The sequence below is a fragment of the Streptomyces sp. G5(2025) genome (genome assembly GCF_049542075.1).
Classification (GTDB): Bacteria; Actinomycetota; Actinomycetes; order Streptomycetales; family Streptomycetaceae; genus Streptomyces.
The window spans coordinates 5,278,654-5,302,036 of record NZ_JBMUZT010000006.1; the positions used below are offsets into that span (position 1 = coordinate 5,278,654).

The window sequence follows — 23,383 nt, forward strand, 5'->3', positions numbered from 1 at the left end:
CGGCTCGACTCCGACTGGTGGTAGCCGTAGCCCCCGAAAAGCCTGAGACGTCCGGCGCCGGTGCCTCCGGTGCCTCCGGCTTCAGGGCTCGGTCTCAGGCGCCGGCCACGGCCTCGCCCTCCTCGATGACGAAACCAGGCAGCCACTCCTCCAGCTCCGTCCTCATCCGCACCGTCGCGTTCAGCTGGCACAGCACCCCGATGGTGCTCAACGTCACACGGTGTATCAGCAGATACGACGGCGGGAGGTTCAGCCGCTTGCCCAGTTGGTAGGCGGGGGAGCGGGGATCGGCCACGCGAGCCGCCTGGCTGCGCATCCAGCCGCGGGTGAATGTGAACTCCTCCACCAGCATCGGCTCGATGATCGGCAGGAGGTAGTCGAGCACCGCGGCCGGTTCGAGTTCAACCGTCTCCTTGACGAAGCCTTCCGCGCACAGCATCTCGTAGACCGCGTCGGCCTCGCCGTCCAGCGTCATCCGCAACGACTCACCGATGGTCGTGGGCAGCCCGCCCGGCAGCCGGTCCACCGTGCCGAAGTCCAGGACGCCGAGGCGCCAGCCGCCCTTCTCGTCGGGCAGCAGGCGGAAGTTGCCCGGGTGCGGGTCGGCGTGCAGGAGTCCCGTGCGTGCCGGGCCGGAGAAGAGGAAGCGGGCCAGGAGCTGGCCCGCCCGGTCGCGTTGCTCCTGAGTGCCGTCCGCGATCACCTCCGACAACGGGATGCCGTCGATCCACTCCGTGACCAGAACCTGCTCGCCCTGGTGCACCACCTCGGGCACCACCACGTCGGGGTCGTCGGCGAACTCCGAGGCGTGCGCCTGCTGTGCCCGTGCCTCCAGGCCGTAGTCGAGCTCTTCCGACACCCGGTCCCGCAGCTCCGCGATGAGCGGTTTGACGTCCATCCCCGGAATCAACGGGCCCAGAAGGCGGGCAAATCGGCTGAGTTGGGTCAGATCGGACAGTAGTGCCTCGCCCGCTCCCGGGTACTGCACCTTGACCGCGACCTCGCGTCCGTCCGCCCAGACCGCCCGGTGCACCTGGCCGATCGACGCGGCGGCCGCGGGCTTGTCCTCGAACTCCAGGAACAGGTCACGCCAGCCCTCGCCGAGCCGCTCCACGAGCACCGCGTGCACGGTGCTCGTCGGCATCGGCGGCGCCGCCTCCTGCAACTTGGTCAGCGCCGCGCGGTAGGGCCCGGCGACCTCCTCCGGCAGCGCCGACTCGAAGACGGACAGGGCCTGCCCGAACTTCATGGCGCCGCCCTTGAGCTCGCCGAGAACCTTGAAGAGCTGCTCCGCCGTGCGCTGTTGCAGCTCGCGCCCGACGATCTCCGCCGACTTGCCCCCGATCCGCTTGCCGAGCCCCCAGGTCGCGCGTCCCGCGAAGCCGAGTGGCAGCGCGGCCAGTTTGGCGGTTCGGGTGACCGCCTTCCGGGGAAGATCAGACATGCGCCCCTCCAAGTCCCAGACAGCCACGCCTTCTCAGGCGGTTACCCGGCCATTGTTGCGTGCCGCTCCCCGGCTGCGGTGAGCCGATCCCCCTTAACGTCCTCCGTGACCTCCGCACCCGCCCCGCACGGACATGCGGGATGCGGCCAAATCGGACGCGCGTGCCAGTCGAATCCCGGGACGGACGCCTCCCAACGGACTCCCGAGGCGGCCATGGACGCCCCGTCCAGGAAAGCGAGCGCATGCCCCGCGACCAGCCCGGCGACCGAGGTCGACAGGGCGAGGTCACACGCGGGTACGGGCCGCGCACGCCCCGAGCGCCACTGCGCCAGCATCCGGCCCCACGTGGGATCGCGGTCCGCCCGCTGCCGGAAGAGGCAGCCCGCGCAGGCGGTCGCGCCGGGCAGGACCAAGGGGCCGACGACGCCCGTCCCCTCGATCACCCCGGCGTAGAGATGAGGTGTGCCGGCCGCGAGGAAGCCCTCGGCGTGGACCGGGTCGGGGGCGTACGCGTCCAGGCCGTCTCGCGGGGCGATGATCACGAGCGACAGTCCGGCCTGGCCCTCGGCCACCGACGCCTGCCAGGCCGAGAGCGGCGCGGCCTGTGACCCGGGCGACGCGGGGCGGTTCGCACGGGGCGGCCGGTCCGGCGCCGACTGCCGTACGAGCCGGCGCGCGGTCATGTCCCGACGCTCGCCGATCGCCTCCGCCGGCAGCCCGCCGGGCGCGACGTCCCAAGGCTCCACATGCCCGCCGTCCAGCACCTCGATCCGGCCCACCCCGGCCCCCGCGAGGACCGAGGCCACGACGGCGCCCACTCGCCCCGCTCCCTGGACACGGACGCGCATGGCCCGGCGCGCCGCCAGCCTCTCGACCGCTTCCCCCGGCTCGGACGACAGAAGCGACAGCGAGGCCAGGTCGGACCGCAGCCGGTCCATGGCTCCGCTCCGCTTGCGCAGGGCGTCGGCCGCGGGACCGCCGCCCGTCGAGTCGTCGAGGAGACCGGCCCGCGACAGCTCCCCCAGCAACTTGTCCACGTGACCGTCCGGCAGGCCCATCCGCCTGGCCTCCTCCCGCAGGAGCGGCAACCCGCGGGTGCCGTCCAGCAGCGTCAGGAAGCTGCCGGTCGCCGTGTCCATCGGGCCGAGCACCAAGGCGTGCGCGGGCGCCACCCCGAACTGCATGGTGCTCATGTCCCGCCAGCCGCGCCGCAGCGCCGGCTTCAAGGTCGGATGCATGGTCGTCCCCCGTCGTCCGCCCGGCGCGGTCCCGTCCGCCGCGCCGATCGACTGCCAGAATGCCCGCCCCGCCGCCTGTCCGCGTCGAGTTATCCACAGGCAGGGGATGCTTGTCGTACTAATCAGCCGCACGGGTCAAACCACCGGGAAGCGGATCGCCGCCGAACCGTCCCGGAGGCGGGACTTCCCCCCTGCCCAGCGGGTAACGTCGGGGCGTGCCCGCCGACCCTTCCTCCCGCGTCGCTGGGGAGACCTCAGCGCGTCGCGCCGGAACTCCGCAGCGCAGCACGACCAGTCCGCCGCCCTCCGGCGCGGGGCCCAGCGCGGTCGAGGTCAGACGCAGCGCCCGTCGGCGCAGAACGGTCTCGGCGTACCGCGAGGGTGATCGCACAGTCGTCCTCATCCCCGCCCGCATGTCCGAGGCGGAGGAGCAGCGCTGGGTGAATGTGATGCTCGACAAGCTCGCGGCACAGGAGAGCAAGCGGCTCCTCGGTGACGTGGAGCTCTGCGAGCGGGCCGAGCAGCTCTCCGACCAGTACTTCGACGGCCGGGCGCGGCCCGCCTCCGTTCGCTGGGTCACGAACCAGAACACCCGCTGGGGATCCTGTACCCCGTCGGAGGGCAGCATCCGCCTTTCGCACCGGTTGCAGGGCATGCCCGAGTACGTCGTGGACTACGTCCTCGTCCACGAGCTCGCCCACCTCCTCGTCCCAGGGCACGGGCCGCGTTTCTGGCGATTGCTGGAGGCCTATCCACGTACGGAACGGGCCAGGGGCTACCTCGAAGGGGTCGTCGCCGCCAGTCGGCTGCCGCACCTGCCCGCCGCCCGCGAGGAGTGAAGGTGCGCCGCGTTCCACGGCTGTGTAGCGGGTCTGTACCGGCTTCGCTCGCTGTCAGACTTTGCGGTTAGCCTGGCGCGACGCATTCACATTCGGGATGGGGGACGGTCGTTACGTATGGCCAGGGAATTCCAACGCGGCCACAAGGCCAAGATCAGTGACCTCACCGCAGGGACCGATCTGTACGTAGGCGTGCAGATCTCGGCTCCCGGGCTGACCTTCGACATCAGCTGCTTCGGCCTCGACGCCAGTGAGCGACTGTCGGACGACCGTTACTTCATCTTCTTCAACCAGCCGAAGTCTCCCGAGGAGTCGATCCAGCTCCTGGGCGCGCAGGCGGGCGACACCGAGTCCTTCCGCGTCACGCTCGACCGCATTCCGCCGCAGATTCAGCGGCTCTCGTTCACGGCGACGATCGACGGCGCCGGGCAGATGTCGCAGGTCGCCTCCGGATACATCCGCATCGTCGCGGGCGGTGAGGAAGTGGCGCGTTACGCCTTCACCGGCGCGGAGTTCTCCACGGAGCGCGCCGTCATGCTGGGCGACTTCTACCTGAAGGACGTCTGGCGGTTCGCCGCGATCGGCCAGGGCTTCGACGGCGGACTCGACGCCCTCCTGAGGAACTTCGGCGGCGAGGTCGCCGAGGAGGAGCCCGCGCCCGCACAGCCGCAGGCCGCAGCGCCCTCCTTCGCGCCCCCGGCGCAGGCGGCCCCACCCGCGTTCGGCGTCCCCGCGGCTGCCGCGCCGCCCCAAGCCCCCGCGCAGAGCTTCGCGCCGCCGCAGGGCGCCACCCCGCCCCCGGCGCCCGCCCCGGCCGAGCCGCCGGCGCACGCCGCGCAGACCATCGTGGCGCCGGTGAACCAGCCGTCCGGTGGCACGATGCCGCCCGCGCCGGCCCCGCGCCGTACGGCGGGCCCGGTCAGCAGCCCACGCAGCAGCCCCAGTACGGCCAGGTACCCAACCAGCAGCAGGCCCTCGGCCAGACCGCGCCCTTGCCGCCGGGGTACGGCCAGCAGCCGCCGGCTCCGCTGCCTCCCGGGTACGGCCAGCCGCCGCAGACCCCCATGCCGCCCGGATACGGCCAGCAGCCGCCGAGCGGCCAGTTCCCGCCCCCGGCACCCCAGGGAGCCCCGCAGGGTGCCGCCCCCCAGGGCGCCGGTGTCGCCGCCGCTCTCCAGAAGTACCGCGAAGCTCCCACCGGCCAGCGCTGGACGCAGCAGAACGAGAAGCTGATCCGTGTCGACCTCGGCGTGGCCGACCAGCCGATCCTCGCCCGCCAGGGCTCCATGGTGCTCTACCAGGGCAAGGTCGAGTTCAGCTACAAGGGCGCGGGCTTCGCCGGCCGTATCGTCGGCAACGCCACCGGCCAGGAGATGCAGCTGATGCGCTGTTCCGGCCGCGGCCAGGTCTTCCTCGCCGAAGAGGGCACGCACCTGCACCCCATCGAACTCCAGGGCGACGCGATCTGCGTCTCCGCGGAGAACGTCCTCGCCTTCGACGAGTCCCTCCAGCACGAGGTGCGCAGGATCGAGGGCCACGGCATCCCCGGCGGCGCACTGTTCGTCATGCAGTTCCAGGGCAACGGCACGGTCATCGTGAAGACCCACGGCGTGCCCGTGGTGCTGCCCGTCACGCCGACGACGTTCGCCGACTGCCATGCCGTCGTCGCCTGGTCGGCCGCCTCACAGGCGATCGTCTCCAGCCAGGTGCGGCTGCGCAGCAACGCCTACGCGGGCTCCACGGGGGAGAGCGTGAACCTCCAGTTCCGTGGCGCGCCCGGCAATTTCATCGTCGTCCAGCCGTACGAGGTCTGAGGGAGCCCGTCATGAATCAGCAGCTCGCGGGCTTCGCTCCCGCACCCGTCACCACCCGCATGGAGAACCACGGCCACCACATGGTCAAGGTCGCCATGCAGACCGGCAACGACCTGTTCGCGCGCGTGGGCTCGATGGTCGCCTACGAAGGGTTCGTGCAGTACGAGCCGAACCCTCCAGCCGTCCGCCAGGTCGCGCGCGAGTGGATGACCGGCGAGGGCGCGCCGTTGATGAAGTGCTCCGGAGACGGCCTGCTCTACCTCGCCGACTACGGAGCGGACGTCGTCGTCATCAACCTGGCGGGCGACTCCCTCTCGGTGAACGGCACCAACCTGCTCGCCTTCGACGCGTCCCTCCAGTGGGGCGTCGAGCGGGTCAAAGGCATGGCCAAGTTCGCCGGCCAGGGCCTGTGGAACATCACGATCTCCGGCCAGGGATGGGTCGCGCTGACCTCCCGCGGCACGCCCATCGTCGTCGACTGCGGCCGCGGCGAGGACGAGACGTACGTCGACCCGGACGCCCTGATCGCCTGGTCCCCGAACCTCAAGGTGAAGGGCAAGCGCAGCTTCAAGGCCGGCTCCCTCATCGGGCGCGGCAGCGGCGAGGCCTATCAGATGGGCTTCTCCGGAGAGGGCATCGTCGTCGTACAGCCCAGCGAGGACAGCACCGACCGTCTCCGAGCACGGGGCTGAGGGGGAGCAACACACCATGCAGAGCCCGCTTTTCGCGCACGCAGAACAGCAGACCCCGGAGCGCTACTCCGTCCAGAACCCGCAGCTGCTGCGGGTCGCCCTGGAGGGGCACGACGACGTCCTGGCCCGCAAGGGCGCCATGGTCGCCTACCAGGGGCTGATCGAGTTCGACGCCGAGTACCAGAGCCGGGGCAACCAGCGCGCCCGCGCGCAGACCGGCGAGGGCCTGGAGCTGATGCGCTGCCACGGCCAGGGCACCGTCTACCTCGCCAACCTCGCCCAGTACATCCACGTAGTGGATGTGGACCAGGACGGTCTGACCGTGGACAGCAGCTACGTCCTGGCGATGGACTCGTCGCTGACCCACCAGGTCATCGCCGTGGACAGCCAGTACGGCATCTCCGGCTCGGGCAAGTACCAGCTCAACATCTCCGGGCGCGGCAAGGTCGCTCTCATGACGTCCGGTCAGCCGCTGATGCTCCAGGTCACGCCCGACCGGTACGTCAACGCGGACGCGGACGCCATCGTCGCCTGGTCCAACGGCCTGCGGGTGCAGATGCAGGCCCAGACCCATTCCTCGGGCGTCTGGCGGCGCCGCGGCAACACCGGCGAGGGCTGGGAGCTCAGCTTCATGGGACAGGGCTACGCGCTTGTCCAGCCGAGCGAGATGCTGCCGCCGCAGAACGCCGTCATCGGGCGGGGCGCCGGGGCGCAGTTCGGCGTGGGGCAGCAGGGTGCCCGTGGACAGAACCAGGGCAGCGTCTGGAGCTGAGCGCTCCGCGGGTCAAGCGGTGACGCAAGGGGCGCGGGTTGTCTGCGGGCCGGATGTGGCTGGTCGCGCAGTTCCCCGCGCCCCTTCGGGAGCTCCTTGACGGCTGCCTCTTACAGGCGCGCCCTCGTCGCCTCCATCAGGCGTACGACCGACTCGTCGGCCACGGACGCCACCTCGTCGTACGCGAACCAGCGCAGGTCCAGAGACTCGTCGCTGATCGCCTCGACCGCGTCGGCCGGGGCCAGCGCCGCGTACTGCACGTCCAGATGCTGCGTGCACGGGCCCGGAATCGGGTGCTGGTCCAGGCGGATCGGGCCGCCCGAGAGCAGCGTCAGGCCAGGCACACCGGACTCCTCCGTGGCCTCGCGCAGCGCGGCCACGGCCAGTGATGTGTCGCCCGGCTCGCAGTGGCCGCCCATCTGGAGCCACATCCGCAGCTTCTTGTGCAGGGTGAGCAGGACCCGACCGCTGGACGGGTCGACCACCAGGGCGCTCGCCGTCACATGGCCCGCGGTGCAGGCCTTCCACATGCCGTCGTCGCCGTGCGTGGACAGGTGGTCCAGATAGGCCTGGCGCAGCTCGGCCTGGTCGGCCCGCCCCTCGTACCCCTTCAGGACGAGTACGGCGTCGTCGTAAAGGCTCACTTACCGCCGTCCTCCGGGGACTGGTCGTCGCGCTCGTCCTTCGTGAGGTCCGGCTTGGCGGAGGAAGTGCCGCCCGCGGCCTCGCCGAGCATCTTGTCCAGCTCGGAGAAGTCCAGCTGCTCCCGGTGGACGAAGCCGTCCGGGTCGTCCAGATCGGACGCCGTCGGCAGCATGTCCGGGTGCTCCCACAGGCCGTCGCGGCCGTCGACGCCGCGCGCGTCCGTGAGCGAGGCCCACAGGCGCGAGGCGTCCCGCAGGCGGCGCGGACGCAGCTCCAGGCCGATCAGCGTGGCGAACGTCTGCTCCGCGGGGCCGCCCGAGGCACGGCGGCGGCGCAGCGTCTCCCGGAGGGCGTCGGCGGACGACAGGCGGGGCTTTGCCGCGGCGTGCACGACGGCGTCCACCCAGCCCTCGACGAGCGCCAGAGCGGTCTCCAGGCGCGCCAGGGCGGCCTTCTGGGCCGGGCTGTCCTCCGGCTGGAACATGCCCTGCTGGAGGGCCTCCTGCAGCTGCTCGGGGTTCTGCGGGTCGAGCTGGCCGACGACGTCCTCCAGCTTGGCCGTGTCGACCTTGATCCCGCGGGCGTACCCCTCGACGGCGCCGAACAGGTGCGAGCGCAGCCACGGGACGTGGGAGAAGAGCCGCTGGTGGGCGGCCTCGCGCAGCGCCAGATAGAGCCGCACCTCGTCCTTGTCGACGCCGAGGTCCTTGCCGAAGGTCTCGATGTTCACCGGCAGGAGCGCGGCCTTCCCGGAGGGGCCCAGCGGCAGACCGATGTCGGTGGAGCCGACGACCTCACCGGCAAGCACCCCGACGGCCTGCCCGATCTGCTGGCCGAACATGGCGCCGCCCATGGAGCGCATCATGCCGATCAGCGGGCCGGCCATGGCCTGCATCTCCTCGGGGAGGACGTCGCCCATGGCGAGGCCGACGCGCTCGGCGACCGGGTCGACGAGCTCCTTCCACACCGGCAGGGTCGCCTCGACCCACTCGGCGCGGCTCCACGCCACGGCGGTGCCGGACCCGGACGGCAGCGACGTCGCGTCGTCGAGCCACAGGTCGGCCAGGCGCACGGCCTCCTCGACGGCGGAGCGCTCGGCGGGGCCGACGCTGGCGTCCTTGGTGCCGTCAGGCGTGCCCTGGGAGACGGTCTGGCGGGCGATGTCCTTGGCCATGTCCCAGTTCACCGGACCGCCCTCGTACGAGAGCATCTGGCCGAGCTGCTGGAAGGCGGCCCCCAGGTCGTTCGGGTTCATGGAACCGAACATGGCGGCGAACGGGTTGTCCCCGCCGCCCGGGCCACCCGCGCCGGGGAACCCGAAACCGAACGGGTTTCCGGGGCCGCCGGCACTCTGGCCCCCGCCCTGGCCCTGTCCGGGGGATTCCTTCTTCTTGCCCTCGTCGCCGTCTTCCGGCTCCTCCGGCGGAAGGCCGAATCCGAATGGGGTGTCACTCACGGGATTCCTCGGCTCGTCAGGCCGCCGGTATCGTTCCGGCGGCGGCTGCCCTACAACACCACCCAGCGTAGACACCGTGACGGGTTCGAGCCTCGGTGCTTCGCCGACTGATGGCCTGCGGCAGGATGGATGCCACCTGGTACGTACGCGTCATTCGCTTACGTACTGAAGACAACCGCTGGAGACGCCCGGTGAGTTCCCCAGATCCACAGGTTCGCGCAGCGCGAAACCCGTCAACCCCGGCGCCCGCACGTGGGCCCGTAGTAGCAGTCACCGGCGCCGCCTCCGGCGTGGGCGCGCTGCTGGCCGAGCGCCTTGCCTCGTCGGAGGAGATCAAGCAGGTCATCGCCATCGACGAGCGCCGAGGCGACTGCTCGCAGGCCCAGTGGCACCTCCTGGACGTGCGGGACCCCGCGATCGCCGAGAAGCTTCGCGGCGCGGATGTCGTCGTGCACCTGGCGCTCGATCTCGACCTGGAGACCGATGGCGCGGCCCGCACGGCGTACAACGTACGCGGCACGCAGACCGTTCTGACCGCTGCCGCAGCCGCGGGCGTCCACCGTGTCGTCCTGTGCACCTCGGCGATGGTCTACGGAGCGCTGCCCGAGAACGAACTGCCCCTCTCCGAAGACGCCGAATTGCGGGCGACGGCGGAGGCCACCGGTGTCGGTGACCTTCTGGAGGTCGAGCGGCTCGCCCGTAGGGCGCCCCGGGCGCATCCCGGGCTCAATGTCACCGTCGTGCGGCCCGCGACGCTGGTGGGCGGCACCGACACGGCCCTCACGCGCTACTTCGAGTCGCCCCGCCTGCTGGTCGTGGCCGGTTCCCGGCCGGCCTGGCAGTTCTGTCACGTCGAGGATCTGTGCAGCGCTCTGGAGTACGCCGTCCTGGAGAAGGTCGACGGTGAGCTCGCCGTGGGCTGTGACGGCTGGCTGGAGCAGGAGGAGGTCGAGGAGCTCAGCGGGATCCGCCGGATGGAGCTGCCCTCGGCGGTCGCGCTCGGCGCGGCGGCACGGCTGCACCGCATCGGGCTCACGCCGTCCCCGGCCGGTGACCTCGCCTACACGATGTATCCCTGGGTGGTCAGCGTCAGCCGCTTGCACGACGCGGGGTGGCGGCCGCAGTGGACCAATGAGGAGGTCCTCGCGGAGCTGCTCGAAGAGGTGTCCGGGCGGCGGACCGTGGCCGGGCGGCGGCTTGGGCGCAAGGATGCGACGGCTGCGGGGGCTGCGGGGGCGACGGTGGCTTTGTTGGGGGCGGCGGCGGTGGTGCGTCGGGCGCGGAAGGCGCGGCGGCGGATCTGAGGGCTCCGGTGCCTTGGTCGGTGCCGCCGTGCTGGGGCACCCTGTAGGCGTTTTGGCGGGCGCCGCCGTGCTGTGCGCGCCCTGTAGGCGTCCTGGTGGGCGCCGCCCTGCTGCGCGCCCGGTTAGGGCTTGGCGGGCCGCCTCGCTGGACCGCACCCGGCAGCCGGCGCTGTGCCCACCCGTTCCGCCGTGCGGAACGCCTGCCCACAGCGGGGGCGGCTTGTGTGGGTGGGGATCGCCGTGCGGAGTGCCGCGGCTGTGGGCCGGGGGCGCTGTGCGGGGCGTCTGTCCGCAGCCGGGGGTGAGGGGGTCGGGCGGGGGTCTGCCCGCAGACTGATGGGTGTCTGCCGTGTGGAATGCCTGGCTGCGGGGCGGACCGCTGTAGGGACGTCCTATTCCGTGTCGTGCGTGTCGTGCGGCACCATGGCCGCATGGCACGCACCACGATGGACCACCCCGGCGAGCAGGGCGCCCAGGACCCGATCCGCCTCCTTGCGATCCGCGAGACCCCGCTCTCCCTGGATGAGGTCTTCCGGGCCGTCGGTGACGACGCGGCGGGAGGTACGGCGCTCTTCGTCGGGACCGTGCGCAACCACGACGGCGGCGCGGACGTCGACGAGCTGGGCTATTCGACGCATCCGACCGCCGAGGCGGAGATGCGCCGTGTGGCCGAGAAGGTCGTCGCCGAGTTCCCGGTGCGCGCCCTGGCCGCCGTGCACCGTGTCGGTGATCTCGCGGTCGGCGACCTCGCGGTGGTCGTGGCGGTCTCCTGCCCGCACCGCGCCGAGGCCTTCGACGCCTGCCGCAAGCTGATCGACGACCTCAAGCACGAGGTGCCGATCTGGAAGCACCAGCGGTTCTCCGACGGCAAGGAGGAGTGGGTCGGCGCCTGTTGAGGCAGACTCCCGGAGGGTTGGAGCCCCCGGCCCCGTGATGACTCGTGCGGCTCCAGTTGCGTAACCGGACCCCTGCCGCGAGCGTTGACCTTGCGGATGATTAATCTGCTGATCAGTCAGTTGTGGTCGCTCATGGGGTCGGGAGTTCGACATGGCATCACTTGCCTGGTTGCTGATTCCGCTGCTGGCGGCCGTCGGGGCGGGACTGTGGGGCGGCTGGGCCGCCCGTAACCGCAAGTCCGGCAGGACCGGCGACAACGTGGAGCTCAACGGCTACGCCGCCTTCCGTGAGGCGATGGAGAAGTCCCGCTCCGGTACGTGATGTTCCACTATCGGGGCTCCGGTGGCCGTGTCCCCGTACGGACCGGCCCCACAGGTGCGGCGACAGGCCTGTCCCGTACTGTCGTTCCATGCCACGCCGCACTGCGACGATGCTCGCCTCCACCCTGATGCTGATCGCGCTGCTCTGCGCCGGAGTGCTCATCAAAGTGCCCTACTCGGAGATGTCCCCGGGCCCCACGGTGAACACCCTCGGTGATCACGACGGCGAGCCGGTGCTGCAGATCTCCGGGCACAAGACGTACCCCACGAGCGGCAACCTCAACATGACGACCGTCAGGGTGACCAGCGCCGACTACAAGATGAACCTCGCGGAGGCCGTCTACGGCTGGCTGGCCCACGACAACATCGTGGTGCCGCACGACACGCTCTACCCGAACGGCAAGACCGAACAGCAGTCCACACAGGAGAACGCCGAGGAGTTCAGTCAGTCCCAGGAGAGCGCCAAGGTGGCGGCGCTCAGGGAGCTCGACCTCCCGGTGGAGTCCCAGGTCATCGTCGCCACCGTCTTCAAGGGGGACCCGGCCGAGGGCAAGCTCCACGCGGGTGACGTCATCCAGAAGGTCGACGGGAAGCCCGTCAAGGAGATGACGGACGTGGCCAAGCTCGTCACCGAGCACAAGCCCGGTGAAAGCGTCACGTTCACGATCGTCCCGGTCAAGGAAGCGGCCGCCGCCGAGAAGTCGGGCAAGAAGGCGAGCAGGACCGAGGAGATCAAGATCACGACGAAGAAGGCGGAGGGCGGCGACCGCGCGATCGTCGGCATCGAGGCGGGCACCGACCACACCTTCCCGTTCACGATCGACATCAAGCTGGCCGACGTGGGCGGTCCCAGCGCCGGACTGATGTTCGCCCTCGGCATCGTCGACAAGCTGACGCCGAAGGACCTCACCGGCGGCAAGTTCGTCGCAGGCACCGGCACCATCACCGAAAGGGGCAAGGTCGGACCCATCGGCGGCATCGAGATGAAGACCGTCGGCGCGCGCGAGAAGGGCGCCGAGTACTTCCTGACCCCGAAGGACAACTGCGCGGCGGCCGCGAGCGACGTCCCGGACGGCCTCACCCTGGTCGAGGTCGACACGATCGAGGACGCGGTGAAGTCCCTGGACAAGATCCGCAAGGGTGACACCGGCGCCCTGCCGAGCTGCACCGCCACTGCGAAGTAACGGCTCGGTCAGGACACAGCCGTACGTCGTTCGTACACGGGCGGGGGCACCCCTCGGCGTACCGGCGTGCCGGCGCCCCACCCGCGTACGCGCGGCAGAGGACTCTTACGCGAAGGTCGCCGCCAGGGCGTCCGCGAGGCCGGGCACCAGGTCGGAGCCCGTGAGGACCTCGGTCGGCGAGTCCTTCTCGCGCAGCCGCAGCGCCGACTCGCGCGCGCCGTCACGGAGCACCGCCACCGTCATGCGGACCTCCTGGCGGTCGGGGTGCTGCGCCACCCACTTCGCCAGCTGGGCCTCGCTGAGGCCCTCGGGTACGGACGTCTCGGCGGACGGCGGCAGCATCAGGCGCTCCACCGTGAGGGCGCAGCCCGTCACGGCGTCCGGCCAGGCGATGGTGCCGAGGAACTCGTCCAGCGGCTTGTCCGCGGGGATCTCCTCCTGCTCGATGGGGGTGAAACCGGCGTGTTCCACGCCGTCGTCAAGGCCGAGCTGGGAGGCGAGGCCGGGTTCTTGGGTGCGCAGACGCGCCGTGTCGACGAGCGCGAAGAGGCGGGCGGGCCGGTCCCAGCCCAGGCCGGACACGTACTCGTCGATCTCGAGCACGGCCCGGGTGAGGGGGCTCGCTGCCATGGGAGTGTTGGACATGGTCACAATCCTGCCTCGTTCGTCCCCGGAATCGGGAACCGAGTAAAGCGTGAGTAAGTTGCATAGGTGTGGGTCCGCGATCTCGGGGGCCTGACGGACCAACACCGAATCAACAGCGAACTTCGAGGTGCGCACCTTGGCTTTCCAGATGCCGGACCGCGGCGGAGGCCCGACGGGGCCACGGATCAGAGTGGGCCGACCCTCCCGTCGCGTCCGGACCCTGCTCATGACGTTGGGTGTGCTGGCCGTGCTGGCCATGGCCTTCGTCATGTTCTCAGGGTTCTGGACGGACTGGTTGTGGTACCGATCGGTCAACTACTCATCGGTCTTCAAGACGACCCTGTGGACCAAGATCGGCCTGTTCTTCTTCTTCGGCCTCCTCATGGCGGCGGCGGTCGGCGTGAACATCTGGCTGGCGCACCGGCTGCGCCCGCCGCTCAGCGCCATGTCGATGGAGCAGCAGAGCCTCGACCGGTACCGCATGGGCATCGCCCCCTACAAGAAGTGGCTGCTGATCGGGATCACCGCTCTGGTGGGCCTGATCGCGGGCGCCTCCGCGGCGGGGCAGTGGCGCACCTGGCTCCTGTGGGTCAACGGCGTGCCCTTCGGCCAGAAGGACCCGCAGTTCCACATGGACGTGTCGTTCTTCGCGTTCGACCTGCCCTGGTACCGCTTCCTGCTGGGCTTCGGCTTCGCGGCCGCGGTGCTCTCCCTGGTGGCCGCCGCCCTGACGCACTACCTGTACGGCGGGCTGCGGATCACCAGCCCCGGCGCGCGCGCGACCGCGGCCGCGACCGGCCACCTCTCGGTGCTGCTCGGTGTCTTCGTCTCGCTCAAGGCCATCGCGTACTGGCTCGACCGGTACGGCCTCGCGGTGAAGTCCAGTGACTTCAAGGCGACGGGCAACTGGACCGGCCTGAGGTACGTCGACGCCAACGCCTACCTGCCGGCGAAGACGATCCTGTTCTGCATCGCCGTCATCTGCGCCCTGCTCTTCTTCGCGACACTGTGGCGGCGCACCTGGCAGCTGCCGGTCATCGGCTTCGGCCTGATGGTCCTCTCGGCGATCCTCATCGGCGGTCTCTACCCCGCGATCGTGCAGAAGTTCCAGGTCCAGCCGAACGAGCAGGCCAAGGAAGCGCCCTACATCAAGAAGAACATCCAGGCCACCCGCGACGCCTACGGCATCAGCGGCGTGAAGCCCGAGGACTTCCGGGGCGCGGGCAGGGTCGACGAGGACCGCCAGAAGAAGCGTGAGAACGCCGACACGGCGGCCAACTACCGGCTGAACGACCCGAACATCGTCTCGCCGACGTTCCAGCAGCTGGAGCAGGAGCGCAGCTACTACCAGTTCCCGACGACGCTGGACGTGGACCGCTACAACGGCCAGGACACCATCGTCGGCCTGCGCGAGCTGAACGTGAACAAGCTCGACAAGCGGAACTGGATCAACGACCACTTCGCGTACACGCACGGCTACGGCGTCGTCGCCGCCAAGGGCACGGAGACCAAGGAGGGCTCCAAGGGCGCTCCCGCGTTCACCGAGTCCGGCCTGCCGACCAAGGGCAATCTCGGCAAGTACGAGCAGCGGATCTACTACGGCGAGAAGACGACGCAGTACTCGATCGTGGGCGGGCCCCAGAAGGAGCTCGACTACGAAGAGGACCACGGCGGCCAGAAGACGTACAGCTACAAGGGCGACAGCGGGGTCAACCTCTCCAACCCGATCAACCGCGCCGCATACGCGGTGTCCTTCGGAGAGCCCCAGATCCTGTACTCCGGGGCGATCGGCGAGGGTTCGCGGATCCTCTACAACCGCACCCCCAAGGAGCGCGTCGAGGCGGTGGCCCCCTGGCTGACGATCGATGGCGACGTCTACCCGACGGTGGTCGACGGCCGCATCCAGTGGGTGGTCGACGCCTACACGACCACCAACGGCTATCCGTACGCCTCGCGCACCACGCTCGGTGACACCACGGCCGACTCCTTGTCGCAGGCGGACAGCCAGCGCACGGTGATCGCCCAGCAGAACCAGGTCAACTACATCCGGAACTCCGTGAAGGCGACCGTCGACGCGTACACCGGCGACGTCAAGCTCTACACGTGGGACGAGAAGGATCCGGTCCTGAAGACCTGGAAGAAGGCGTTCCCGGGCACCGTCAAGGACAAGAGCGAGATCCCGTCGGCGCTCAACGACCACCTGCGCTATCCGCAGGACATGTTCAAGGTGCAGCGTGAGCTCCTGACGCTCTACCACGTCACGGACGCAGGCCAGTTCTACAACGCGAGTGACGCCTGGCAGGTGCCGAACGACCCGACGAAGAAGGACGACAGCGCGGTCCCGCCGTACTACCTGTCCTTGAAGGCGCCGGGCCAGGACAAGCAGCAGTTCGCGCTGACGACGACGTTCACCCCGAGTGAGCGGCCCAACCTACGGGCCTTCATGACGGTCGACGCCGACGCCAGGAGCAAGAACTACGGCAAGATGCAGCTGCTGAGAGTCACCGGCGACGTCGACGGCCCTGAACAGGTGCAGAACAAGCTGAACTCCATGAAGGAGGTCGGCACCTTCGTCCGGGACATGAAGGGCGCCGACTCCGACGTCCTCTACGGCAATCTGCTGACCGTGCCACTGGACGACGGCTTCCTGTACGTCGAGCCCGTCTATGTGCAGGGCCGCAAGTCGGCGTATCCGCTGCTGAAGAAGGTGGCCGTGTCGTACGGCACGGAGACCGTCTTCGCGGACACGCTCGGCGAGGGCCTCGATCAGGTCTTCGGCGCGGCGGGCGGCACGAAGCCACCGGCCGAGGACCAGGACGGCGACGCGGACACGGACGAGCCGACCAAGCCGCCGAAGACGAACGACCCGACGGTCCAGGCCGCGCTCGACGACGCCCAGCAGGCGTTCGAGGACGGCGAGAAGGCCATGAAGGAAGGCGACTGGAAGAAGTACGGCGAGGCTCAGGACCGTCTCCAGGAGGCACTGGAGCGGGCCGAGGAGGCGTCGGCCAAGGCGGCGGAGAAGGGCGCCGCCGACGGCGCGAACAAGAACGCCGACAAGGGCGCTGACAAGGCCTCTGACAAGGGTGCCGACGAGGCCTCTGACAAGGGCGCTGACAACAACGCCGACAAGGGCGCGGACAAGGCCTCCGAAAAGGAGGGCGACCAGGAGGGCGACAAGGCCTCCGACAAGGGCGCCGGCAGCGGCGGCTAGCGGCTGGTCAAGGACCCGCCCCGCGCCGTGGTACGGTTTGAACACAACGGCGCGGGGTGGAGCAGCTCGGTAGCTCGCTGGGCTCATAACCCAGAGGTCGCAGGTTCAAATCCTGTCCCCGCTACTGCAAGGTGAAGGCCCGGATCCTTATGGATCCGGGCCTTCGTCGTGTGCCATGGGCCGATGCCGGTCGTGTGCGGGTGTCCTATGCCAAGTCATGTGAACGGCGCGGTGCCGGGGGAGAGTTGGGGGATCTGTGTTTCACTTATCTCTCTGTGGGCATGTCGACAAAACGCTGAAGTGACCTCACTGGCTGCGGTATATCAGGTATACCCAGGTTGCAGGTGGTGCGACGATGGACGTTATGGGGGACAAGGCAACTCTGTTGGATACAGGGCGGTTTGTGCAGGCGGCCGACCGGGAGGACGATCCCGGGACGGCCGCCGAAGAGATGCGTCATCGGCTGGCCGCCGAGGCCGGGGATGTCGAAGCGATGAGCGTCCTGGGAAGCCTTCTGCTGCGCCGCGGTGACCTCGACGGGGCCGAATCCCTGCTGCGCGCGGCGACCGCGGAGGGTGACCGCGCCGCCGCCAACAACCTCGGTGTCCTTCTTCACCAGCGCGGATACGCGGACGAGGCGGCCGGCTGGTGGCGGGTCGCCGCCGTCGCCGGTTCCGCCGCGGCCGCGCACGCGCTCGGCCGGCACCACCGCGAGCGCGGCGACGAGCCCGCCGCCGAGTACTGGCTGCGCCAGTCCGCCGAGCAGGGCCACACCCTCGGGGCGTACGCGCTCGCCGACCTCCTGGAACACCGCGGTGACGTCGGCGCCGAGCGCTGGATGCGGGTCGCCGCCGAGCGCGGCCACCGCGAGGCCGCGTACCGCCTGGCCCGTGCGCTGGACCGGCGGGCGGCGGCGGAGCGCGGTGAGCCCGCCGAGTGCGGAGAGGGCCCCGTGCCGGTCCGTCGCGCCGCGCGCACCGGACGTGCGGAGGTGGGCACGCCGGCCGGCGAGGCCGAGCAGTGGTACCGCCAGGCCGCCGCGCGCGGCCACCGGCGGGCCGCGCTGCACCTCGGCGCGATCCTGGAGCACCGCGGCGAGCTGAAGGAGGCCGGGCGCTGGTACCTCAACTCCGCCAAGGACGGCGAGTCCCGCGCGGCCTGCGCCCTCGGCTTCCTGCTGCGGGACGCGGGTGACGAGGAGAGCGCCGCCGTGTGGTGGCTCAAGGCCGCGCAGGACGGCGACGGCAACGCCGCGAACGCGCTGGGCGCGCTGCACGCCGAGCGCGGCGAGACGCAGACCGCCGAGCGGTGGTACCGCGCCGCCATGGACGCGGGCGACGTGAACGGCGCGTACAACCTCGGCCTGCTCTGCGCCGAGCAGGGCCGCACCGCGCAGGCCGACCAGTGGTATCGCCGCGCCGCGTACGCCGGGCACCGCGAAGCCGCGAACGCCCTGGCCGTGCTGCTGCTCCAGGGCGGGGACGCGGCGGGCGCCGAGCCGTGGTTCTCCAAGGCCGCTGAGGCGGGCAGCGTCGACGCGGCGTTCAACCTCGGCATCCTCTACGCGAGCAGGGGCGACGAGACCTCCGCCCTGCGCTGGTACGAGCGCGCGGCGGCCGACGGGCACACCGACGCGGCCCTCCAGGTCGGCACCGCGCGGCTGCGCGAGGGTGACGAGCAGGAGGCCGAGCGGCATCTGCGGTGCGCGGCCGGAGGCGGCAGCGCGGAGGCGGCGTACCGGCTCGGCACGCTGCTCGACGCGCGCCGCCCCGCGGCGGCGCCGCCCGCCCTCGGCGAGCCCGCGGCGGAGAAGACCGAGTGCGAGGAGTGGTACGAGCGCGCGGCCGAGCAGGGCCACCGCCGGGCCCAGGTCCGGGTCGGCATGCTGGCCGCCGGGCGGGGCGATGTCGTCCAGGCCGCGCGCTGGTACCGCAAGGCCGCGGAGGCCGGCAGCCGCAACGGCGCGTTCAACCTCGGCCTGCTGCTCGCCCGTGAGGGGAGCGAGCCCGAGGCCGCGCTCTGGTGGACGCGGGCCGCCGACGCGGGGCACGGCAGGGCGGCCCTGCGGCTCGCCCTCCTCTACGCCCGGCGCGGGCAGCTGGCGCAGGGGCAGCGGTGGGCGTCGCGGGCGGTCGAGCTGGGCCCCGCGGAGGTCTCCGAGAGGGCGGGACGTTTGCGCGAGGCGCTGCGGCAGGAACTGTCCGCGTAACCGCGCCACGGCGTCGTAACCGCCCCACGGCGTCGTGGAACCTCCGGCGCGAGCGCCTGCCCGCGGAACGGATTTGCGCTGGTCGTGGCCCTGACGTACTGTTGTGTTCATCGACGCGGGGTGGAGCAGCTCGGTAGCTCGCTGGGCTCATAACCCAGAGGTCGCAGGTTCAAATCCTGTCCCCGCTACTGAAACCGAAGGCCCGGAATCCGAATGGACTCCGGGCCTTCGGCATGTATCCGGATGTACGCGGATGCCCCGCTCGCGGATGTACGCAGCTGTATGCCTACTGGTGGCCCACTGCCTCCCCGTACAGCTCCCGGTCGACCACCTTCTCCTCCGGGACTGTCGCCCCTGGAGACGCCCGCCGCGCGGTACACGTCCTGGAGGCGGTCCGTCGTGCCGGCGCGGATCTCCCAGTCCATGCGCAGGGACGGCGTGGCGAGCATGACCTTCTCATCCGTCTTGAGCAGCTCGGCCAGCTCCTTGGTGAAGGCCTCGTCGGACTTGTAGTCACCGGCGAAGTACGTGTTTACCGTCCTGATGTACGCGCGCAGCAGGGCGACGCCCGCGTCCGGGTCCTTTTTGAGGAGGCTCGGGCCGAAGAGGAGGCCGCCCAGCGGTTCGCCCCGGGGCTGGCCGCCCAGGAACGCGTACCGCTTGTGGCCGTCGACCCTGCGCCACACCGGGCATCGCGGCCGGGCATCGGGCCCGGGTGCGGATGGTCAGCTCGCCGGTGCTGGGGCGGAGGATGCCGGCGGCGATGCGGAGGAGGGTCGATTTTCCGCGGCCGGAGGGGCCGATCACGCAGGTGAACTCGCCGGGGGCGATCTCCAGGTCGACGGGGCCGAGCGCGTGCACCGCCTTGGTGGCGCGGCCGAAGGCCCCGGTCAGTGCGTGGGCTTCTAGTTTGGGGTGCGGGTCTCCCACGGGGGTCTCCTCGCGGAGGGCGGGCGGATGGTCCGGGCGCCCCGACGATATGACGCTCCGTCAGATTCCGGAATGTGCTGGCCGGGGTCAGCCGTCCCGCTTCGAGGCCGCCGCACGCCGAAGGCCCCGGCGCCTTTCGGTGCCGGGGCCTTCGGTGGCGTACGGGAAAGCGCCTGCCTCAGGGCGTACGGGCGGGAAGCGCCTGCCTCAGGGCGTACGGGCGGGAAGCGCCTGCCTCAGGGGGTACGGAAAAGCGCTACGCCGCCGCGCAGCTCGGGCACACGCCGCGGTACGTGACCTCGACGCCCTCGACTGTGAAGCCGAAGCGCTCGGAGTCGGGGAGGCTGGTCAGGGGGTTGCCCGTGGGGTGCACGTCACGGATCGCGCCGCAGCGGGCGCAGACCAGGTGGTGGTGGGGGCGGTGGGCGTTCGGGTCGTACCGCTTGGCGCGGCGGTCCGTCGAGACTTCGAGGACCTCGCCGAGGCTCACCAGCTCGCCCAGGGTGTTGTAGACGGTCGCCCGGGAGATCTCTGGCAGCTTGTCCGCGGCGCGGGCGTGCACCTCGTCCGCCGTGAGGTGGACGTGGTCCCCGTCGAGGACCTCGGCCACGACGCGCCGCTGTGCGGTCATGCGCCAGCCGCGTCCGCGCAGTCGTTCCAACAGGTCACTCATGAAAACCAGCCTAACAGGCGAGGGAGCCAGTCCCGAACGGGTGTGACTTTGGATGATTGCTTGACTTAGACAGAGTCCATTGTAGGATCAGGTACGGCATTGGCCAAGGGACAGGACCGCAGGTTTTGAATACGCAGGAGGCGCACGTGACGCAGGGACCGCTCACCACGGAGGCCGGCGCGCCGGTCGCCGACAACCAGAACAGCGAGACCGCGGGCGCCGGCGGACCGGTTCTGGTGCAGGACCAGCTGCTGCTGGAGAAGCTCGCCCACTTCAACCGCGAGCGGATCCCGGAGCGCGTCGTGCACGCACGCGGCGCGGGGGCCTACGGCACCTTCACGCTCACCCGTGACGTCTCGCAGTGGACGCGGGCGAAGTTCCTCTCCGAGGTCGGCAAGGAGACCGAGACGTTCCTGCGCTTCTCCACCGTGGCCGGCAACCTCGGCGCGGCCGACGCGGTGCGCGACCCGCGCGGCTGGGCGCTGAAGTTCTACACCGAAGAGGGCAACTACGACCTCGTCGGCAACAACACCCCGGTCTTCTTCATCCGGGACGCCATCAAGTTCCCCGACTTCATCCACACGCAGAAGCGCGACCCGTACACGGGCTCGCAGGAAGCCGACAACGTGTGGGACTTTTGGGGGCTCAGCCCGGAGAGCACCCACCAGGTGACCTGGCTCTTCGGCGACCGCGGCATCCCGGCCTCGTACCGCCACATGGACGGCTTCGGCTCGCACACGTTCCAGTGGAACAACGAGGCCGGCGAGGTCTTCTGGGTCAAGTACCACTTCAAGACCGACCAGGGCATCAAGAACCTCACCCAGGCCGAGGCCAACAGGCTCGCCGGTGAGGACCCCGACTCCCACCAGCGCGACCTGCGCGAGGCCATCGAGCGGGGCGAGTACCCGACCTGGACCGTGGGCGTGCAGATCATGCCGGCGGCCGAGGCGGCGACGTACCGCTTCAACCCGTTCGACCTCACCAAGGTGTGGCCGCACGCGGACTACCCGGTCATCGAGATCGGCAAGCTGGAGCTCAACCGCAACCCGGAGAACGTCTTCGCCGAGGTCGAGCAGTCCATCTTCAGCCCCGCCCACTTCGTGCCGGGCATCGGCCCCTCCCCGGACAAGATGCTCCAGGGCCGTCTCTTCGCGTACGGCGACGCCCACCGCTACCGCGTCGGCATCAACGCCGACCACCTGCCGGTGAACCGCCCGCACGCCACCGAGGCGCGCACCCACTCCCGTGACGGCTTCCTGTACGACGGCCGCCACAAGGGCGCGAAGAACTACGAGCCGAACAGCTTCGGCGGCCCGTTCCAGACGGACCGGCCACTGTGGGGGTCCGTCCCCGTCGCGGGCGGCACCGGAAACCACGAGACGCCCCGGCACGCCGAGGACAACGACTTCGTGCAGGCGGGCAACCTCTACCGCCTGATGTCCGAGGACGAGAAGAACCGCCTGATCGAGAACCTGTCGGGCTTCATCGCCAAGGTCTCGCGCGATGAGATCGCCGAGCGCGCGATCAACAACTTCCGTCAGGCGGACGGCGACTTCGGCAAGCGGCTGGAGGCCGCGGTCCAGGCCCTGCGCGGCTGACCAGTACCACTTGTCGTCGAGACGGCGGGCCGGATCCCCTCGGGGGCCCGGCCCGCCGCCGTTTCTTCTCCGTCTGCCGCTGTCTTCTCAGACCGCCAGCTCCTGTGCCGCCGCACGCCGGACCGGAGCCCAGCAGCGGATGATGTCGCGGACCGAGACGATGCCCGCGGGTTCGCCCGCCTCCAGCACGATCAAGTGCCGGAAGCCGCCGTGCGCCATGGCGTCCGCCGCGTCCTCCAGGGTCCACGCCGGGGTGGCGAAGACGACGTCGGTCGTGGTGTGGGTGCCTGTGATCTCGGTGTCCGGACTCTGGCCGAGGGCCACGGAGTTGAGAACGTCGCGCTCGGTCAGGATCCCCAGCCCGCAGGTGTCGGGGTCGAGGACGATCGCGGCGCCGACACGGCGCTCGGACATCAGCCTGGCCGCCTGGCGCAGGGTATGGGTGGGGCCGATGGTCAGGACCACCGTGCTCATGGCGTCGCGGACAAGCATGGGCGTGAGCCACCTCCTTGGTGAATCCACGACCTCCCGGTGGGCGAAGGATTGCCTCCGCTCCCTGCTTGGAGAAAGGATTCACAAGTTCACAAGTGGGGGGACTCTCAATGTCGCAGCCGGAGCCGAGGGCAACAAGGGGGCGTGCGTGGTCAGTTCGGGGGGCGCGAGGGGAACGGCCGCGCGGGGCCCGCTCAGTAGCGCTGGTTCAGATAACCCAGCAGCTCGTCGTGGAGCAGGCCGTTCGACGCCGCCGCGTTGCCGCTGTGCGGGCCCGGCCTGCCGTCGAGTCCGGTGAAGCTGCCGCCCGCCTCCGTCACCACGATGGCGGTCGCCGCCATGTCCCAGAGCGAGAGCTCGGGCTCGGCGCAGATGTCGACCGCGCCCTCGGCCACCATCATGTACGGCCAGAAGTCGCCGTAGCCACGCGTGCGCCACACCGCGCGGGTGAGGTCCAGGAAGCCGTCCAGGCGGCCCTGCTCCTCCCAGCCCGAGAGCGAGGAGTACGCCAGGGACGCGTCCGAGAGCCGGGAGACCTTCGAGACGTGCAGCCGGGTCGCCGAGGTGAGGCTGCGCCCCGTGTAGGCGCCGCCGCCCTTCGCCGCCCACCAGCGGCGGCCGAGCGCGGGCGCGGACACCACGCCGACCACCGGCTGGTAGCCCCCTTCGCCCGCCTCCATCAGGGAGATGAGCGTGGCCCAGACCGGGACACCGCGTACGTAGTTCTTGGTGCCGTCGATCGGGTCGATCACCCAGCGGCGCGGGCCCGTGCCCTCGACGCCGTACTCCTCGCCGAGGATCGCGTCCCGCGGCCTCGCGCGCTGGAGCTGGGAGCGGATCAGCTCCTCGGCCGCCTTGTCGGCCTCGCTCACCGGCGTCATGTCCGGCTTGGTCTCGACCTTGAGGTCGAGGGCCTTGAACCGGTCCATGGTCTGGGCGTCGGCGGCGTCCACGAGGACGTGGGCGAGACGCAGATCATCGTGGTAGTCGGGCATGGGTGAACAGTATCGATCTCGA

General features: G+C 70.5%; 18 protein-coding genes, 2 tRNA genes and 3 pseudogenes. 13 read left to right on the forward strand and 10 right to left on the reverse strand.

Annotated elements, in window-relative coordinates; genetic code table 11:
* Positions 1-94: 94 nt before the first annotated feature.
* Positions 95-1,444 (reverse strand): ABC1 kinase family protein, encoded by a 1,350-nt coding sequence (locus tag ACOBQB_RS34915; RefSeq protein ID WP_423597604.1) that lies wholly within the window; start codon positions 1,442-1,444, stop codon positions 95-97.
* Positions 1,445-1,485: 41 nt separating this feature from the next.
* Complete coding sequence (locus ACOBQB_RS34920) at positions 1,486-2,682, reverse strand: TOMM precursor leader peptide-binding protein (RefSeq protein WP_423597606.1); 1,197 nt, start codon at positions 2,680-2,682, stop codon at positions 1,486-1,488.
* Between the two features lie 215 nt (positions 2,683-2,897).
* Here ACOBQB_RS34920 and ACOBQB_RS34925 point away from each other — a divergent pair, with 215 nt between their 5' ends.
* From ACOBQB_RS34925 to ACOBQB_RS34940, 4 genes and pseudogenes are all read left to right on the forward strand, one after another.
* Positions 2,898-3,521, forward strand: a complete 624-nt coding sequence (locus ACOBQB_RS34925; protein WP_423597608.1) for a M48 family metallopeptidase — start codon at positions 2,898-2,900, stop codon at positions 3,519-3,521.
* A 117-nt stretch (positions 3,522-3,638) separates the two neighbouring features.
* Positions 3,639-5,335 (forward strand): annotated as a pseudogene (locus tag ACOBQB_RS34930) (TerD family protein).
* Between the two features lie 11 nt (positions 5,336-5,346).
* Positions 5,347-6,027 (forward strand): AIM24 family protein, encoded by a 681-nt coding sequence (locus ACOBQB_RS34935; protein ID WP_423597610.1) that lies wholly within the window; start codon positions 5,347-5,349, stop codon positions 6,025-6,027.
* 16 nt (positions 6,028-6,043) lie between these two features.
* The gene (locus ACOBQB_RS34940; protein ID WP_423597612.1) at positions 6,044-6,799 is read left to right on the forward strand and encodes an AIM24 family protein; all 756 of its coding nucleotides are present in this window, start codon (positions 6,044-6,046) and stop codon (positions 6,797-6,799) included.
* Between the two features lie 110 nt (positions 6,800-6,909).
* On the opposite strand, the gene ACOBQB_RS34945 is transcribed toward ACOBQB_RS34940, so the two are convergent.
* Together ACOBQB_RS34945 and ACOBQB_RS34950 are read right to left on the reverse strand one after the other, a co-directional pair.
* The gene (locus ACOBQB_RS34945; RefSeq protein WP_423597614.1) at positions 6,910-7,443 is read right to left on the reverse strand and encodes an NUDIX hydrolase; all 534 of its coding nucleotides are present in this window, start codon (positions 7,441-7,443) and stop codon (positions 6,910-6,912) included.
* On the reverse strand, positions 7,440-8,900 hold the full coding sequence (locus ACOBQB_RS34950; RefSeq protein WP_423597616.1) for a zinc-dependent metalloprotease: 1,461 nt from the start codon (positions 8,898-8,900) through the stop codon (positions 7,440-7,442). The genes ACOBQB_RS34945 and ACOBQB_RS34950 overlap by 4 nt, the downstream gene beginning before the upstream one ends.
* Before the next feature lie 191 nt (positions 8,901-9,091).
* On the opposite strand from ACOBQB_RS34950, the gene ACOBQB_RS34955 reads away from it, so the two are divergent.
* From ACOBQB_RS34955 to ACOBQB_RS34970, 4 genes are all read left to right on the forward strand, one after another.
* Complete coding sequence (locus tag ACOBQB_RS34955; RefSeq protein ID WP_423597618.1) at positions 9,092-10,204, forward strand: SDR family oxidoreductase; 1,113 nt, start codon at positions 9,092-9,094, stop codon at positions 10,202-10,204.
* A 431-nt stretch (positions 10,205-10,635) separates the two neighbouring features.
* The gene (locus ACOBQB_RS34960) at positions 10,636-11,100 is read left to right on the forward strand and encodes a molybdenum cofactor biosynthesis protein MoaE (protein WP_423597620.1); all 465 of its coding nucleotides are present in this window, start codon (positions 10,636-10,638) and stop codon (positions 11,098-11,100) included.
* Positions 11,101-11,251: 151 nt separating this feature from the next.
* Entirely contained in the window at positions 11,252-11,422 is a 171-nt protein-coding gene (locus ACOBQB_RS34965; RefSeq protein ID WP_167516019.1) for a hypothetical protein, read from the forward strand.
* Between the two features lie 88 nt (positions 11,423-11,510).
* Entirely contained in the window at positions 11,511-12,605 is a 1,095-nt protein-coding gene (locus ACOBQB_RS34970) for a YlbL family protein (RefSeq protein ID WP_423597622.1), read from the forward strand.
* A gap of 105 nt (positions 12,606-12,710) precedes the next feature.
* On the opposite strand, the gene ACOBQB_RS34975 is transcribed toward ACOBQB_RS34970, so the two are convergent.
* Positions 12,711-13,250: a PPA1309 family protein gene (locus ACOBQB_RS34975; protein WP_423597624.1), complete on the reverse strand. Its 540-nt coding sequence runs from the start codon at positions 13,248-13,250 to the stop codon at positions 12,711-12,713.
* 148 nt (positions 13,251-13,398) lie between these two features.
* Here ACOBQB_RS34975 and ACOBQB_RS34980 point away from each other — a divergent pair, with 148 nt between their 5' ends.
* The 4 genes from ACOBQB_RS34980 (at position 13,399) to ACOBQB_RS34995 (ending at position 18,861) form a co-directional block, all read left to right on the forward strand.
* Positions 13,399-16,464, forward strand: coding sequence for a UPF0182 family protein (locus ACOBQB_RS34980; protein ID WP_423598963.1), 3,066 nt, complete (start codon positions 13,399-13,401; stop codon positions 16,462-16,464).
* A 50-nt stretch (positions 16,465-16,514) separates the two neighbouring features.
* Positions 16,515-16,588: transfer RNA gene (locus tag ACOBQB_RS34985), tRNA-Met, on the forward strand.
* A 231-nt stretch (positions 16,589-16,819) separates the two neighbouring features.
* Complete coding sequence (locus tag ACOBQB_RS34990; RefSeq protein WP_423597626.1) at positions 16,820-18,673, forward strand: sel1 repeat family protein; 1,854 nt, start codon at positions 16,820-16,822, stop codon at positions 18,671-18,673.
* Positions 18,674-18,787: 114 nt separating this feature from the next.
* Positions 18,788-18,861, forward strand: a tRNA-Met gene (locus ACOBQB_RS34995).
* 98 nt (positions 18,862-18,959) lie between these two features.
* On the opposite strand, the pseudogene ACOBQB_RS35000 reads toward ACOBQB_RS34995, so the two are convergent.
* The 3 genes and pseudogenes from ACOBQB_RS35000 to ACOBQB_RS35010 all read right to left on the reverse strand — a co-directional run.
* Positions 18,960-19,362: pseudogene (locus ACOBQB_RS35000) on the reverse strand (hypothetical protein); the annotation flags it as partial.
* Between the two features lies 1 nt (position 19,363).
* Positions 19,364-19,603 (reverse strand): annotated as a pseudogene (locus ACOBQB_RS35005) (ATP-binding cassette domain-containing protein); the annotation flags it as partial.
* A gap of 256 nt (positions 19,604-19,859) precedes the next feature.
* Positions 19,860-20,276, reverse strand: coding sequence for a Fur family transcriptional regulator (locus ACOBQB_RS35010; RefSeq protein ID WP_392137924.1), 417 nt, complete (start codon positions 20,274-20,276; stop codon positions 19,860-19,862).
* Positions 20,277-20,422: 146 nt separating this feature from the next.
* On the opposite strand from ACOBQB_RS35010, the gene ACOBQB_RS35015 reads away from it, so the two are divergent.
* Positions 20,423-21,874, forward strand: a complete 1,452-nt coding sequence (locus ACOBQB_RS35015; RefSeq protein WP_423597628.1) for a catalase — start codon at positions 20,423-20,425, stop codon at positions 21,872-21,874.
* Between the two features lie 87 nt (positions 21,875-21,961).
* On the opposite strand, the gene ACOBQB_RS35020 is transcribed toward ACOBQB_RS35015, so the two are convergent.
* Positions 21,962-22,366, reverse strand: a complete 405-nt coding sequence (locus tag ACOBQB_RS35020; protein WP_423597630.1) for a cyclic nucleotide-binding/CBS domain-containing protein — start codon at positions 22,364-22,366, stop codon at positions 21,962-21,964.
* 194 nt (positions 22,367-22,560) lie between these two features.
* Entirely contained in the window at positions 22,561-23,361 is an 801-nt protein-coding gene (gene hisN / locus ACOBQB_RS35025; protein ID WP_423597632.1) for a histidinol-phosphatase, read from the reverse strand.
* Positions 23,362-23,383 lie beyond the last annotated feature (22 nt).